The sequence below is a fragment of the Geodermatophilus poikilotrophus genome, assembly GCF_900111455.1.
Lineage (GTDB): Bacteria > Actinomycetota > Actinomycetes > Mycobacteriales > Geodermatophilaceae > Geodermatophilus > Geodermatophilus poikilotrophus.
In genome coordinates, this window is sequence record NZ_FOIE01000004.1 from 266,829 (window position 1) to 279,622 (window position 12,794).

The 12,794-nt window shown below is 76.0% G+C and carries 11 protein-coding genes; 8 read left to right on the forward strand and 3 right to left on the reverse strand.

Annotation, left to right across the window (positions count from 1 at the left end; translation table 11 throughout):
• Positions 1–36: 36 nt before the first annotated feature.
• Complete coding sequence (locus tag BMW27_RS11225; RefSeq protein WP_091444287.1) at positions 37–2,121, reverse strand: prolyl oligopeptidase family serine peptidase; 2,085 nt, start codon at positions 2,119–2,121, stop codon at positions 37–39.
• 215 nt (positions 2,122–2,336) lie between these two features.
• On the opposite strand from BMW27_RS11225, the gene BMW27_RS11230 reads away from it, so the two are divergent.
• Positions 2,337–2,873 (forward strand): HNH endonuclease, encoded by a 537-nt coding sequence (locus BMW27_RS11230; RefSeq protein ID WP_072911779.1) that lies wholly within the window; start codon positions 2,337–2,339, stop codon positions 2,871–2,873.
• A gap of 115 nt (positions 2,874–2,988) precedes the next feature.
• The gene (locus BMW27_RS11235) at positions 2,989–3,852 is read left to right on the forward strand and encodes an SCO6745 family protein (RefSeq protein ID WP_091443828.1); all 864 of its coding nucleotides are present in this window, start codon (positions 2,989–2,991) and stop codon (positions 3,850–3,852) included.
• Positions 3,853–3,987: 135 nt separating this feature from the next.
• Here BMW27_RS11235 and kynU read toward each other — a convergent pair whose 3' ends face one another.
• Positions 3,988–5,244, reverse strand: a complete 1,257-nt coding sequence (kynU, locus tag BMW27_RS11240; RefSeq protein WP_091443832.1) for a kynureninase — start codon at positions 5,242–5,244, stop codon at positions 3,988–3,990.
• Positions 5,245–5,277: 33 nt separating this feature from the next.
• Between kynU and BMW27_RS11245 the strand changes: the two genes are divergently transcribed.
• The 3 genes from BMW27_RS11245 (at position 5,278) to BMW27_RS11255 (ending at position 7,664) form a co-directional block, all read left to right on the forward strand.
• Positions 5,278–6,711: an amidase gene (locus BMW27_RS11245; RefSeq protein WP_091443836.1), complete on the forward strand. Its 1,434-nt coding sequence runs from the start codon at positions 5,278–5,280 to the stop codon at positions 6,709–6,711.
• 38 nt (positions 6,712–6,749) lie between these two features.
• Positions 6,750–7,148 carry an aa3-type cytochrome oxidase subunit CtaJ gene (ctaJ, locus tag BMW27_RS11250; RefSeq protein ID WP_091443839.1) on the forward strand — a complete coding sequence of 133 codons (399 nt, stop codon included), beginning with the start codon at positions 6,750–6,752 and terminating at the stop codon, positions 7,146–7,148.
• 105 nt (positions 7,149–7,253) lie between these two features.
• Positions 7,254–7,664, forward strand: coding sequence for a DUF5130 family protein (locus BMW27_RS11255; RefSeq protein WP_245743487.1), 411 nt, complete (start codon positions 7,254–7,256; stop codon positions 7,662–7,664).
• A gap of 136 nt (positions 7,665–7,800) precedes the next feature.
• On the opposite strand, the gene pepN is transcribed toward BMW27_RS11255, so the two are convergent.
• The gene (gene pepN / locus BMW27_RS11260) at positions 7,801–10,356 is read right to left on the reverse strand and encodes an aminopeptidase N (protein WP_091443846.1); all 2,556 of its coding nucleotides are present in this window, start codon (positions 10,354–10,356) and stop codon (positions 7,801–7,803) included.
• A gap of 165 nt (positions 10,357–10,521) precedes the next feature.
• Between pepN and BMW27_RS11265 the strand changes: the two genes are divergently transcribed.
• The 3 genes from BMW27_RS11265 to BMW27_RS11275 all read left to right on the forward strand — a co-directional run bounded on the left by BMW27_RS11265 (position 10,522) and on the right by BMW27_RS11275 (position 12,733).
• The gene (locus BMW27_RS11265; RefSeq protein ID WP_091443849.1) at positions 10,522–11,184 is read left to right on the forward strand and encodes a mycothiol-dependent nitroreductase Rv2466c family protein; all 663 of its coding nucleotides are present in this window, start codon (positions 10,522–10,524) and stop codon (positions 11,182–11,184) included.
• 238 nt (positions 11,185–11,422) lie between these two features.
• Positions 11,423–11,860 (forward strand): VOC family protein, encoded by a 438-nt coding sequence (locus BMW27_RS11270; RefSeq protein ID WP_091444290.1) that lies wholly within the window; start codon positions 11,423–11,425, stop codon positions 11,858–11,860.
• Positions 11,861–11,977: 117 nt separating this feature from the next.
• On the forward strand, positions 11,978–12,733 hold the full coding sequence (locus tag BMW27_RS11275) for an SDR family oxidoreductase (protein WP_091443851.1): 756 nt from the start codon (positions 11,978–11,980) through the stop codon (positions 12,731–12,733).
• Positions 12,734–12,794 lie beyond the last annotated feature (61 nt).

A 12,794-nucleotide genomic window follows, 5' to 3' on the forward strand; every position in this document is an offset into this window, starting at 1 on the left:
GGTGCATGCCGCGTGGCGCGGCACACGGACCCGGGGTCAGCCGCTCAGGCCGGTGTGCGCGGCGAGGAAGGCCAGCTGGTCGGCGGCCAGGCCGACGGTCCGGCTGACCGCCCGGGCGCCGTGGCCCACCGAGGTCTCCCGCCGCAGCAGCACCGGGGCGTCGGACGAGGTGGCGTGCTGCAGCGCCGCGGCCAGCTTGCGCGCGTGCAGCGGGTCGACCCGGGTGTCGGACTCGAAGGTGGTGAACAGCACCGCCGGGTAGGCCGTGCCCTCCACCACCCGGTGGTACGGCGAGTAGCCCAGCAGCCAGCCCAGCTCGGTGGGGTCCTCTGCGGTGCCGTACTCGTCGTTCCAGGTGCGGCCCAGGCCGAAGCGCTCGTAGCGGACCATGTCCAGCAGCGGCGCGCTGCAGACGACGGCGGCGGCGAGGCCGGGGCGCTGGGTGAGCGTCGCGCCGACCAGCAGGCCGCCGTTGGAGCCGCCCATCACCGCCAGCTGCGGGTGCGTCGTCCACCCCTCGGCGACCAGGTGCTCCCCGGCGGCGGCGAAGTCGTCGAAGACGTTCCGCTTGTGCTCCCGCATGCCGGCGCGGTGCCACTCCTCGCCGTGCTCCGAACCGCCGCGCAGGTTGGCCACCGCCCACACGCCGCCGGCCTCGACCCAGGCCAGCGCCTGCGCCGAGTACCCCGGGGTCAGGGCGACGTTGAAGCCGCCGTACCCGTACAGCACGGTCGGGCGCGGCCGGTCCGGTGCCCCCGCCTGCGAGACCACGAAGAGGTGCACCGGCGTCCCGTCGGCGGAGGTGGCGTGCGTCTCGACGACCCGGACCGCCGGCACGTCCCCGGCGACCGGCGCCTGCTCCCAGGTCTCCAGCCGCGCGGGCTCGGCGGCGTCCCAGCGCAGCACCGACGGCGGGGTCGAGTGGTCGGTGAAGCCGACCCACGCGGTGCTCCCGCCCTCCGGTGGCGCGCTGACCCCGGACACGCTGCCGGCGCGCAGGGCGGTCACCTCGGCCTGCCGGCCGGAACCGTCGGCGGCCCAGACCGACAGGCGGTCGGTGGCGTCCACCGAGTGGACGGCGAGCACCTGCAGGCCGCCGTCCGGGCCGTCGACGAGGGCCACGTCGGTGAGCACGCCGTCGTCGGACTGCGGGACGACGTCGCGCCAGGCCTCCGGCGCCCAGGTGGCCGGGTCGGCCGGGTCGGCGACGGCGAGCCGCCAGCGCGGGGTGCCGCGGTCGCTCATCAGCCACAGCCGGCCGTCGCGGGCGACCCACGCCGCGGTCTGCGCGTCGACGCCGACCTGCAGCTCCCGCAGGGGCGCCGGCCCGCCTCCAGGTGCCACGGCGAGGTCGGCCAGCCAGACGTCGTCGCGCGGCGCGGTGCCCACCGAGGCGGAGACGACGAGCCAGCGGCCGTCGCGGCTGGTGCGGGCCCCGAAGTAGGTCGCCGGGTCGCTGCCCTCGCCGTGCACGAGCACGTCGCCGTCGGGGTCGGCCCCCACCCGGTGGCGCCAGACCCGCCGGTGGAACTGCTCCTCGCCGTCCGGCACCAGCTCCGGCGCCAGGCGGCGGACGTAGAAGAGCTCCTCGCCGCCGGGCAGCCAGGCCACGGGGGAGTAGCGGCAGCGGTCGATCGGCCCGTCCAGCTGCTCGCCGGTGGCCACGTCGAGCACGTACAGCCGCGACTCCTCGTCCCCGCCGGTGGAGAGCTGGTAGGCCAGCCGGTCGCCCTCCCAGGACGGCGACCAGGCGTCCAGCGTGGTGGTGCCCGCGGGGTCGACCGCCATCGGGTCGACGAGCACCCGCTCGGTGCCGTCGGCCTCGCGCACCCGCAGCACGGCGTGCTCCTGGCCGGGGTCGCGCCGGGTGGAGAAGGCCCGGCCGGCGCGCCACACCGGGACGCCGACGGCGCCGGCGTGGACCAGCTCGGCCAGCCGCGCGGCGAAGCGGTCGCGCAGCGGCAGGGCGGCCACCGCCTCCGCGGTCAGCTCGTCCTGAGCCGTGGTCCAGGACGCCGTCCGCGGGTCGGCGGGGTCCTCCAGCCAGCGGTAGGGGTCGGCGACGGCGTGTCCGTGCAGGTGCTCGACCAGGTCGAGCCGGGGGGCCTCGGGGTAGCGCACCCGGCCCACGGTAGTGACGGCCGGAGGGGCTCCCGGAGCCCGCCGGAGGCATCCCGGGAGCGAAGGAGCGGGTTCGCAGGTCAGAATGGGGGCGCCCACGGGTCGCACTGCACCCGGCGCGCGGCCCCGGGCGCCGGAGGTGCCCCGTGCCGCGTACCGCGTCCGGGTCGTCCGCAGGCCATCCAGGTCCGCGGCGCGACCACCACTCCCTTCCGATGACACCCGTCCCGGCGCGGTCCACCGCCGCCGCGACGCTGCTGCTCAACGCCACCTACGAGCCGCTGTGCGTCGTCTCCAGCCGCCGCGCCATCGTGCTCGTGCTCGCCGACAAGGCGGTCTCGGTGCACAGCGCGCCGGAGGAGGTGCACGCCGAGACGGTGGTCCTGCCCGTTCCGGTGGTGGTGCGCCTGACCCGCTACGTCCGCGTGCCCTACCCGGCGCAGGTGCCGCTCTCCCGGCGGGCGGTGTTCCACCGCGACGCCTCGACCTGCGTCTACTGCGGGAGCTCGGCCACGAGCATCGACCACGTCGTCCCGCGCAGCCGCGGGGGCACGCACACCTGGGACAACGTCGTCGCGGCCTGCCGGCGGTGCAACCACACCAAGGCCGACCGGTCGCTGGCCGAGCTCGGCTGGAAGCTGCCGCACCCGCCGCGGACCCCCAGCGGCGCGGCCTGGCGGCTGCTCGGCGCGCGCACCGTCGACCCGCGCTGGCGCGAGTGGCTGGGCATGCCGGAGAGCGTGTCGGCGTGACCTCCCCCGCGACGGCGCGACGGCCCCCGGCCCACTCCTGCGCGGATTCGCCCGCTCCTGCGGTCGTGCACCAGCGCACGAGCGGGAGTGACGGCGCAGGAGTGCGGGTCGGCCCATGACCTCCCCCGCGACGGCCCGGCGGCTGTGGGCGCTGGGGGAGCCGTACCACGCGCTGACCTACTTCGCCGAGGAGTGCCGGTCGGCGGCCGAGGCGACCGGGCTGCGCGGGTTCTGGAGCACCTACTTCGCGCTGCGCGCCGCGCCGCTGGGCCCGGTCGGGGCCGAGGTCGTGACGGCGACCTTCTACAACTTCGCGCCGGCGTTCGTGGCCCGCCGCGTGCCCGCGGTGTGGGACCTGGCCACCCCGGCCGCGGCGCTCGACGCGCGGCTGGCCGGGGTGGATGCCGCCGTGCGCCGCGTGCTGGGGGAGGAGTGGCCCGGCTCGGCCGCCGCGGCGGAGACCGCCGCGCTCCTCGCGGTCGCCGCCGCGGCCGTGGACGCCCCCGGTCGCCCGCTGGCCGCGGCCAACGCCGGGCTGCCGGTGCCCCCGGAGCCGCACCTGGCGGCCTGGCAGTCGCTCACCACGCTGCGCGAGCACCGCGGCGACGGGCACAACGCCGCCCTGCTCCAGCGGGGCATCTCCGGGGTCGGCGCGCACCTGCTGGCCGCCGCGGCCGGCCGGACGGCCCGGGAGTGGCTGGTGCGCGCCCGCGGGTGGGACGACGTCGCGTGGGACGCCGCAGCCGACGAGCTGGCCGCCCGCGGCTGGCTGGCCGGCGAGGAGCTCACCGCGGAGGGCGCCGCGATCGTCGCCGCGGTCGAGGCCGACACCGACCGGCTGGCGCTGGGCCCGTGGCGGGCGCTCGGCGACGTGCGCTGCGACCGGCTGGCCGACCTCCTGGCGCCGGTCCGCCGGGCCGTCGTCGCCGCGGGGACCTGGCCGGACCACAACCCGATCGGCGTCCCCGACCCGGGCTGAAGGAGGACCCCGTCCTCCTCGCCGTGGAAGGACCCCGTCCTCGTCATCCCTCGCAGGCTCGGGACGAGCCCCTGGACGGGGCCTGCAGCCAGCCTCTGGACGGGGCCACGGGGGTCCCTGCACGAGGGCCGTTCGTCAGGTGACGCGGGCTCGCTCGGTCGGGTACCCCTCGTGCGCCCCGCTCGCCAGCACCTCGCGGAAGCAGTCCATCGCGTCCCAGACGTCGACGAAGCGGGTGTAGAGCGGCGCGGGGCCGAGGCGCACCCGGTCGGGGGTCCGGAAGTCGGGGACCACGCCGCGGTCGACCAGCGCCTGGGTGAGCCGCCAGGCGTCGGGGTGGGCGAGGGTCACGTGCGCGCCGCGGCGCGCCGGGTCGCGGGGCGAGGCCACCACCACGCCGTGCGGTGCCAGCCACGCATCGGCGAGGGCGACGACGAGCTCGCCGAGTGCCCGGCCCTTGACCGCCAGCCGGTCCACCCCGGCCTCGGCCACCAGCCGGGCGCCGACCTCCACCGCCACCGTGGCGAGCACCGGCGGCGTCCCGACGGCGAAGCGCTCGATCCCCGGCGCCGGGTCGTAGGCCGGGCCCATGGCGAACTGGTCGCGCTGGCCGAACCAGCCCCAGATCGGCTGCCGCAGCTGCGCCTGCAGCTCGCGGCGCACGTAGAGGAAGGCCGGCGCTCCCGGCCCGCCGTTCAGGTACTTGTAGGTGCACCCGACGGCGAGGTCCGCGCCGTTCGCCGCGAGGTCGACCGGCACCGCGCCGGCGGCGTGCGAGAGGTCCCACAGCACCAGCGCCCCGGCCTCCCGCGCCGTCGCCGTGACGGCGGCGACGTCGGCGAGCGCGCCGGACCGGTAGGCGACCGCCGACAGGACGACGACGGCGACCCGCTCGTCCAGCGCCGTGGCCAGCACCGCCGGGTCCAGCCCCTCGTCGACGTCGGCCGGCACCTCGCGCACCGTCATCCCGCGGGCCTGCGCGACCCCGGCGACGACGTAGCGGTCGGTGGGGAAGTCATCGGCGGAGCAGACCAGCACGTCGCGGCCGGGACGGGCGTCGGCGGCGGCCACCAGCAGCTTGTAGAGGTCGACCGTCGTCGAGTCGGCCACCAGGACCTCGCCGGGCCGGGCGCCGAGCACGCCCTCGGCGAGCAGGTCGCCGACCCGGGTGGCCGCGCCGATCCACGACGACCAGGAGCGCACCAGGCCCCGCGCCCACTCCTCCTCGACCACCCGCGCGAGCGCGGCCGGCGTCTCCACCGGCATCCGGCCCAACGAGTTGCCGTCCAGGTAGAGCAGCCCGTCGTCCCCCGCGCCGGCGAACCGCGCGCGGAAGGCGGCCAGCGGGTCGGCGGCGTCGAGGGCCTCGGCGGCGGCCCGGGTCAGGTCCACACCGAGCTGTCTACCCGGTTACGGTCGCCAGCCGTGACCCCGGGGACGCAGCTGCACGACCTGACCGCGCTGGAGCAGGCCGCCGCCGTCCGGGCGGGGGAGGTCAGCCCGGTCGAGCTGGTCGAGCACGCGCTGCGCCGGGTCGAGAGCCTCGACCCGGGGCTCGGCGCCTTCCTCACCGTGACCCCCGAGCGGGCCCTGGCCGCGGCCCGCCGCGCCGAGCGCCGGGTCCGCTCGGGCGGTGAGCTGCCCCCGCTGCACGGCGTGCCGACGGCGATCAAGGACCTCAACAACACCGCCGGCGTCCGGACGACGTTCGGCAGCACCGTCCTCGCCGACAACGTGCCGACCGTCGACGACGCGGTGGTCACCCGGCTGGCCGACGCGGGGACGATCAGCGTCGGGAAGACGAACACACCTGAGTTCGGCTTCCCCTGCTACACCGACAACGAGCTGGTCGGCCCGGCCCGCTGCCCGTGGGACCCGACCCGGCTGGCCGGCGGCTCCAGCGGGGGAGCAGCGGTCGCGGTCGCCGCCGGGATGCTGCCGATCGCCCAGGGCAGCGACGGCGGCGGGTCGATCCGCATCCCGGCCAGCGTCAACGGGCTGGTGGGCCTCAAGCCCACCCGCGGCCGGGTGAGCAACGCGCCCTTCGGCAGCGACGTCACGGGGCTGGGCACCAACGGTCCGCTCGCGCGCACCGTCCGCGACGCGGCGGCACTGCTCGACGCGATGGCGGGGCCGGTGATCGGCGACCCGGCCTGGGCGCCGCCGCTGCCGCCGGGGGAGACCTTCCTCGGCGCGGCCGACCGCCCGCCGGGCCGGCTGCGGATCGGCCGGTACCTGGAGTCGCCCATGGCCGACGCCGGCCTGGAGCCGGAGGTGCAGACGGCGTTCGACGACGCCGCCCGGCTGCTCGAGGAGCTCGGTCACGAGGTCGAGGACGTGCCGCCCGGGCTGCTCGGCGCCGACGTCTTGGCCGCCTTCGAGCAGGTGTGGAGCCTGTCGGGGACGCTGCTGCCGGTGCCGCCGGAGCGCGAGGGCGAGCTGCGGCCGCTCACCCGGGAGCTGCGGGCGCGCGGCCTGGCGCTGTCGGCACGGGAGGCGATGGAGGCGCTCACCGCGCTGCGGCTGTTCGCCCGCCGCTTCACCACCGCCACCGCCGGCTACGACGTGCTGCTCGCGCCGGTCACCACGATGACGCCGCGGCCGCTGGGCTGGTTCGACGCCGACGGGGACGGCGCGGCGGACTTCGAGCGGCAGGAGCGGTACGCCGCCTTCACCGCGGTCTTCAACGTGACGGGCCACCCGGCGGTGAGCGTGCCGCTGTACTGGACGCCCGGCGGGCTGCCGGTCGGGACGATGCTCGTCGGGCGCCCGGCCGACGAGGTCACGCTGGTCGCGCTGGCCGCCCAGCTGGAGACCGCCCGCCCCTGGCGACACCGGCACCCGCCGGCCTGGGACTGACCAGGAGAGCGGCGGGTCCTGCCGGTAGGTTGGAGGGCGTGACCGTCGTCGAGACCATCCTCGTCTACGCGGTGGCCCCGCTGGCCCTGGTGGCCGTCCTGGCCCTGCTCACCCTCGTGCCCGGGCGGCCGAAGAAGATGCGCTACAAGCCCGGGCAGCCCTGGGAGCACGAGCCGGTCTGGTACGAGCCGCACCCGGTCGGTGGTGGCGGCCACGGCCCCACCGAGGCGCACGGCCCCGCCGGCGTCCCCGGCGACGGGACCACCGCGTTGGGCTCGTCCATGTACCCGGAGCAGCACGGCCCGGGTGCTCCCGGTCAGTCCGGCGCGCACGGCGGGGGCGACTCGCACGGCGCCACCAGCGCGCGCGCCCTCGCGGCCGGGCCGTCGGCCGCGGCGGCCGCCCGCCCCTTCGGCGGCGCCCGCGGCACCTGGTGACGCCGTGACCGTCCACCCCAGCACCCCCGAGAACCCCCACGGAGGCCGGAAGTGACCCGCGTCCTGCAGACCACGTCGCACGACACGGCGACGTCCGCTGGCACCATGCCGACGCGCGCCGACGAGGCCGAGGCCCCCGACACGATCTTCAGCTACCAGGAGCTGCTCCGCCTCGACGAGGCGCTGACCATGTCCTCCCGGGAGACCGGGCTGCGCTTCACGCTGTACATCGGTGACCTCGGCTCCCAGACCCGCGCCCGGGCCGAGGAGCTCTTCGAGCGCTCCGGGCGCGACCTGCCCGAGTCGGTGCTGCTCGCCGTCTCGCCCGGGCAGCGCGTCGTCGAGGTCGTCACCGGCGCCGCGGCGGCGCGCCGGCTGCCCGACCGCGCCTGCGCGCTGGCCGTGCTGTCGATGACCAACGCCTTCGCATCCGGCGACCTGGTGGGCGGCATCGTCAACGGCCTGCGCCAGCTGTCGGACCAGGCGGGTCACCCGCGGGGGCTGCGCACCCACTAGACCCCCTGCCCCCGCCACTCGCGAGCTCGCGGCGGGACCCTGCAGGGCGCCGCTGAGCGGCCGGCGGGGAGAGGCCCAGGACCCACCGGGTCCTGGGCCTCTCCCGTTCAGCGGCGGGCCACCGCCGGGGCTGCCCTCAGCCGTCGCTCTCGGCGGCGTCGCGCTCCCGGGCCCGCAGCGACCGCGCGATCCCGTCCCGGCCCTCGGCGATCAGGCGGCGCAGCGGCGCGGGGTGGTCGTCCCCGGTCAGCCAGGCGTCGGCGGCCTGGACCGTGCGCAGCTCGACCACCGGCGGGAACAGGTACTGCACCGCGTTCTTCGCGATCTCACCGGGACGGCGGTCCCACAGCGGGCGGATGTCGGCGAAGTACCGCTCGACGTAGCCGGCCGTGAGCGCCCGCTGGGCGGGGTGCCAGAAGCCCTGCAGCATCGCCTCGTGCACCGCGTTGGGGATGGTGTCGTCGGTGAAGGCCCGGGTCCAGGTCTCCTCCTTCGCCTCCACCGTGGGCCGCAGGGCCCGCGCGGTCGCGGCCCGCCGGACGCCGGTGGCGGTGGCGTCGCGCGCCTCCTCGGCGGCGATCTCCTCGTCCCCGGCCGCGCCGATGGCGACCAGCCCGTGCAGGAAGGCCCAGCGGGCGTCGGCGTCGACCGGCAGCCCCTCGACCACGCGCGAGCCGTCGAGCAGGCCGCGCAGCACGGCGGCGTGCTCCTGGGTGCGGGCAGCGCCGGCGAAGGTCCGCGACCACTGCAGCTGGGTGTCGCTACCCGGCTCGGCGGACTCCAGCGCCGCCAGCGCCTTGTCGGCCAGCGCCCGCCAGCCGGTGTCGGCCCAGCGCGGGTCGGCGTAGTTGGCCAGCGCCGACTGCACCCGGGCCAGCAGCGACTGGACGACGCTGATCTCGGTCTCGGCGTCCACCCCGGCCAGCACCAGCGCCACCCAGTCGCGGGCCGGCAGCTCGGCGTCCCGGGTCATGTCCCACGCCGCCGACCAGCACAGCGCGCGCGGCAGCGGGTCGGGGATGGTGCCGATGGCCTCCTGCAGCGTGGCCAGCGACCGCTCGTCCAGGCGCAGCTTGGCGTAGGTCAGGTCGTCGTCGTTGACCAGCACCAGGTCGGCCGCGGGGTGCCCGGCCAGCTCGGCGACCTCGGTCAGCTCGCCCTCGACGTCCAGCTCGACCCGGGTGCGCCGGGTCAGCCCGTCGGGGCCCTTGTCGTAGAGCCCGACCGCCAGCCGGTGCCGGCGCAGCACCGGGTGCTCGGGGACGGCGCTCTGCGCGATGGCGAGGCTGCGGTAGCGGCCGTCGTCGGAGACCTCGAGGACCGGCCGCAGTGTGTTGACCTGGCTGGTCTGCAGCCACTGGCGCGACCACTCCGACAGGTCGCGGCCGGTGGCCTCCGACAGCGGGTCGAGCAGGTCGGCCAGCGTGGTGTTGCCGTAGGCGTGCGTGCGGAAGTACTGGCGGATGCCGGCCAGGAACTCGTCGCGGCCGACGTAGGCCACCAGCTGCTTGAGCACCGAGGCGCCCTTGGCGTAGGTGATGCCGTCGAAGTTCACCTCGACCGCGGCGACGTCGACCATGTCGGCGGCGATCGGGTGGGTCGAGGGCAGCTGGTCCTGCGCGTAGGCCCAGGCCTTCTCGGTGTTGGCGAACGTCGTCCAGGCGGTCGTGTACTCGGTGGCCTTGGCCTGGCACAGCGTGGAGATGTAGGTGGCGAAGGACTCGTTGAGCCACAGGTCGTCCCACCAGCGCATGGTCACCAGGTCGCCGAACCACATGTGCGCCAGCTCGTGCAGGATCGTCTCGGCGCGCCGCTCGTAGCGGGCCCGGGTGGCCTTGGAGCGGAAGACGTAGTCCTCCAGGAAGGTCACCGCGCCGGCGTTCTCCATCGCCCCGGCGTTGAACTCCGGCACGAAGAGCTGGTCGTACTTGTCGAACGGGTAGGGGTAGTCGAAGACCCGGTGGTAGAAGTCGAAGCCCTGCTTGGTGACCCGGAACAGCTCCTCGGGGTCGAGGTGCTGGGCCAGCGAGGCGCGGCAGTACAGCCCCAGCGGGATGCCCTCGTGGGAGTCGGTCACCCGGGCGTAGGGGCCGGCGACCAGGGCGAGCAGGTAGGTCGACAGCCGCTTCGTCGGCGCGAAGTGCACCAGCTGCGAGCCCCCCGGGCCGGCGTCGATGGTGCGCTCGCCGGTGTTGGAGACGACCTGCCAGTCGAACGGCGCGGTGACGTGCACCGTGTAGGTGGCCTTGAGGTCGGGCTGGTCGAAGCAGGCGAACACCCGCTTGGCCTCGGCCGGCTCGAAGTGCGTGTAGAGGTAGACCTGCCCGTCCTCGGGGTCGACGAAGCGGTGCAGCCCCTCGCCGGAGTTGGAGTACCGGCAGTCGGCCTCGACGACCAGGGTGTTGTCGGCGGCCAGGTCGGGCAGCGGCAGGCCGCCCTCCTCGGTGTAGGCCGCGACGTCGAGCGGCTTGCCGTTGAGCGTGGCCGAGCGGACGGTCTCGGCGACCAGGTCGATGAAGGTGTCCGCGCCGGGCTCACGGCAGGTGAACCGCACCGTGGTCGTCGACCCGAAGGTGTGCTCGCCGGCGTGCCCGGCGCCGTCGGTGAGGTCGAAGGAGACGTCGTAGCTGTCCACCGCGAGCAGTCGGGCGCGGGCGGCGGCGTCATCGCGGGTCAGGTTGGGTACGGCCACGCAGGGGAGCTTCCCACGGCACCCCGACACGCCGACGGCCCGGACCGGACGCCCTCCCCACCAGGGGGAGCGTCGGAACAACCGCCGTGCGGGCCGGCTTGGCACCCGGCAGAGACGTCCCCGGTGCGGTGTCGCCGGGCAGTGACGACACGAGGAGCGGAACGCATGACCGAGGCAGTGCAGAGCGCCCCCACGCATGCCCGCGTGGACTTCTGGTTCGACCCGCTGTGCCCGTGGGCGTGGCTGACCAGCCGCTGGGTCCTGGAGGCGGCGAAGGTCCGCGACATCGACCTGCACTGGCACGTCATGTCCCTGGCGGTGCTCAACCGCGGGCGCGACCTGCCGGAGGACTACCAGGAGATGATGGTGAAGGCGATCGGCCCGGTGCGGGTGGCGATCGCCGCGGCGCAGCAGCACGGCGACGAGGTCCTCGGCGACCTCTACACGGCCATGGGCACGCTGCGCCACCACGAGGGCGTCGAGCTCGACGAGCTGATCGCCCCCGCGCTGGAGCGGGTCGGTCTGCCGGCGTCGCTGGCCGAGGCCGCCACCTCCACCGAGTACGACGAGGCCCTGGAGAAGAGCCACCACGCGGGCATGGACCCGGTCGGGGACGACGTCGGCACGCCCGTCATGCACATCGACGGCGTGGCCTTCTTCGGCCCGGTCATCAGCAAGGTGCCCACCGGTGAGGACGCCGGGAAGGCCTTCGACGGCGCCGTCCTGCTGGCCAACCTCCCCGACTTCTGGGAGCTCAAGCGGACCCGGCTCTCCGGCCCCGACATGGACTCCGTCCCGGCCGACGCGCTGGAGATCACCCGCCGCTGAAGGAGGACCCCGTCCTCCTCACGCCTCGCAAGCTCGGCGCGAGCCTCGGGACGGGGCCAACGGCGGGCCCTGCAGTGGGGCACCCGGACGCCGTCCCCGGGCCGGCCGGTGGTGCCGGCGGCCGACCGTGGAGCACGGTCGACGGTCGGGGGACGTCCTCGCTCCGGTCGAGGACGTCCCCCGACCGGTCAGCGACGTCCTGACCCCGGTCGGACCCTCGGTCCCCTACGGTCGCGGCATGGCGGTCCACCGGATGGATCACGTCGGCGTCGTGGTCGAGGACCTCGCGGCTGCGGTCGCGTTCTTCGTCGAACTGGGCCTGGAAGTGGAGGGCGAGGCAGCGGTCGAGGGGGAGTGGGTGGACCGGCTCCTCGGGCTGGACGGGGTCCGCGCGGACCTCGCCGTCGTGCGGACCCCGGACGGCCACGGCCGGGTCGAGCTGTCGACGTTCCACACGCCGGTCGCCACCGGCACTGCGCCGAGGGCGCCGATGAACACCCCGGGCATCCCTCGCCTCACGTTCTCCGTCGACGCCGTCGACCACGTCCTCGGCCGCCTGCGCCCCCTCGGCGCCGAACTCGTGGGTGGGGTGGCGCAGTACGGGGACGTCTACCGGTACTGCTACGTCCGCGGCCCCGACGGCATCGTCATCGGGCTGGTCGAGGACCTCCGCTGAACGGCACTCCGGGCCCCGGCGTCCCCGCGTGACGGCCGGCGCTCGGTTGCACGGCGACGCCGGCCGCGATGGCGGCCCGGCCTCAGCGGCGGGGCCGGGGTGCGCCATCCTCGACGGGTGCCGCACCCCGTCCGCCAGCGCATCCTGATCTCCGGTGCCAGCTCCGGCCTCGGCGAGGGCATGGCCCGCCGCTTCGCCGCGATGGGCCGCGACCTGGCGCTCGTCGCCCGCCGGTTCGACCGCCTCGAGGCGCTGCAGCGCGAACTGCTCGCCGCCCACCCCGGCATCCGGGTCGAGGTGGCGGCGATGGACGCCGACGACGCCGACTCGGTCGCCACGGTCGTGCCGGCGCTGGCCGAACGGCTCGGCGGCCTGGACCGCGTGATCGCCAACGCCGGCATCGGCAACGGGGGCTCCATCGGCACCGGTGCGGCGGCCACCAACCGGGCCGTCCTGGCCACCAACGTGCTCGGCACCCACGCGCAGTGCGAGGCGGCGGTCGAGCTCTTCAGGGCCCAGGGCTCCGGGCACCTCGTGCTGGTCTCGTCGGTCGCCTCCGTCCGGGGCATGCGCGGCAGCCGGACGGCGTACGGCGCCAGCAAGGCAGCGCTGAACGCTCTCGCCGAGGGGATCCGCTCCGACCTGCTCGGCACCCCCGTCCGCGTCACCACGGTGCTTCCCGGCTACATCGCCACGGACATCAACGTGGGCCGCCGCGGGCCGTTCACCGTCGACGTCGACACCGGCGTGGACGCGCTCACCGCCGCGATCGAGCGGGAGCCGGTGCGCGCCTACGTGCCCGAGTGGCCGTGGCGCCCGATCGCCGGGCTGCTCCGGGTGCTGCCGCTGCCGGTGGTCCGCCGGCTCACCTGAGGAAGGACCCGCCACCGTCCACCCCGGGCCGTGACCATCGGCGGGTGGCCCCCCACGTCGG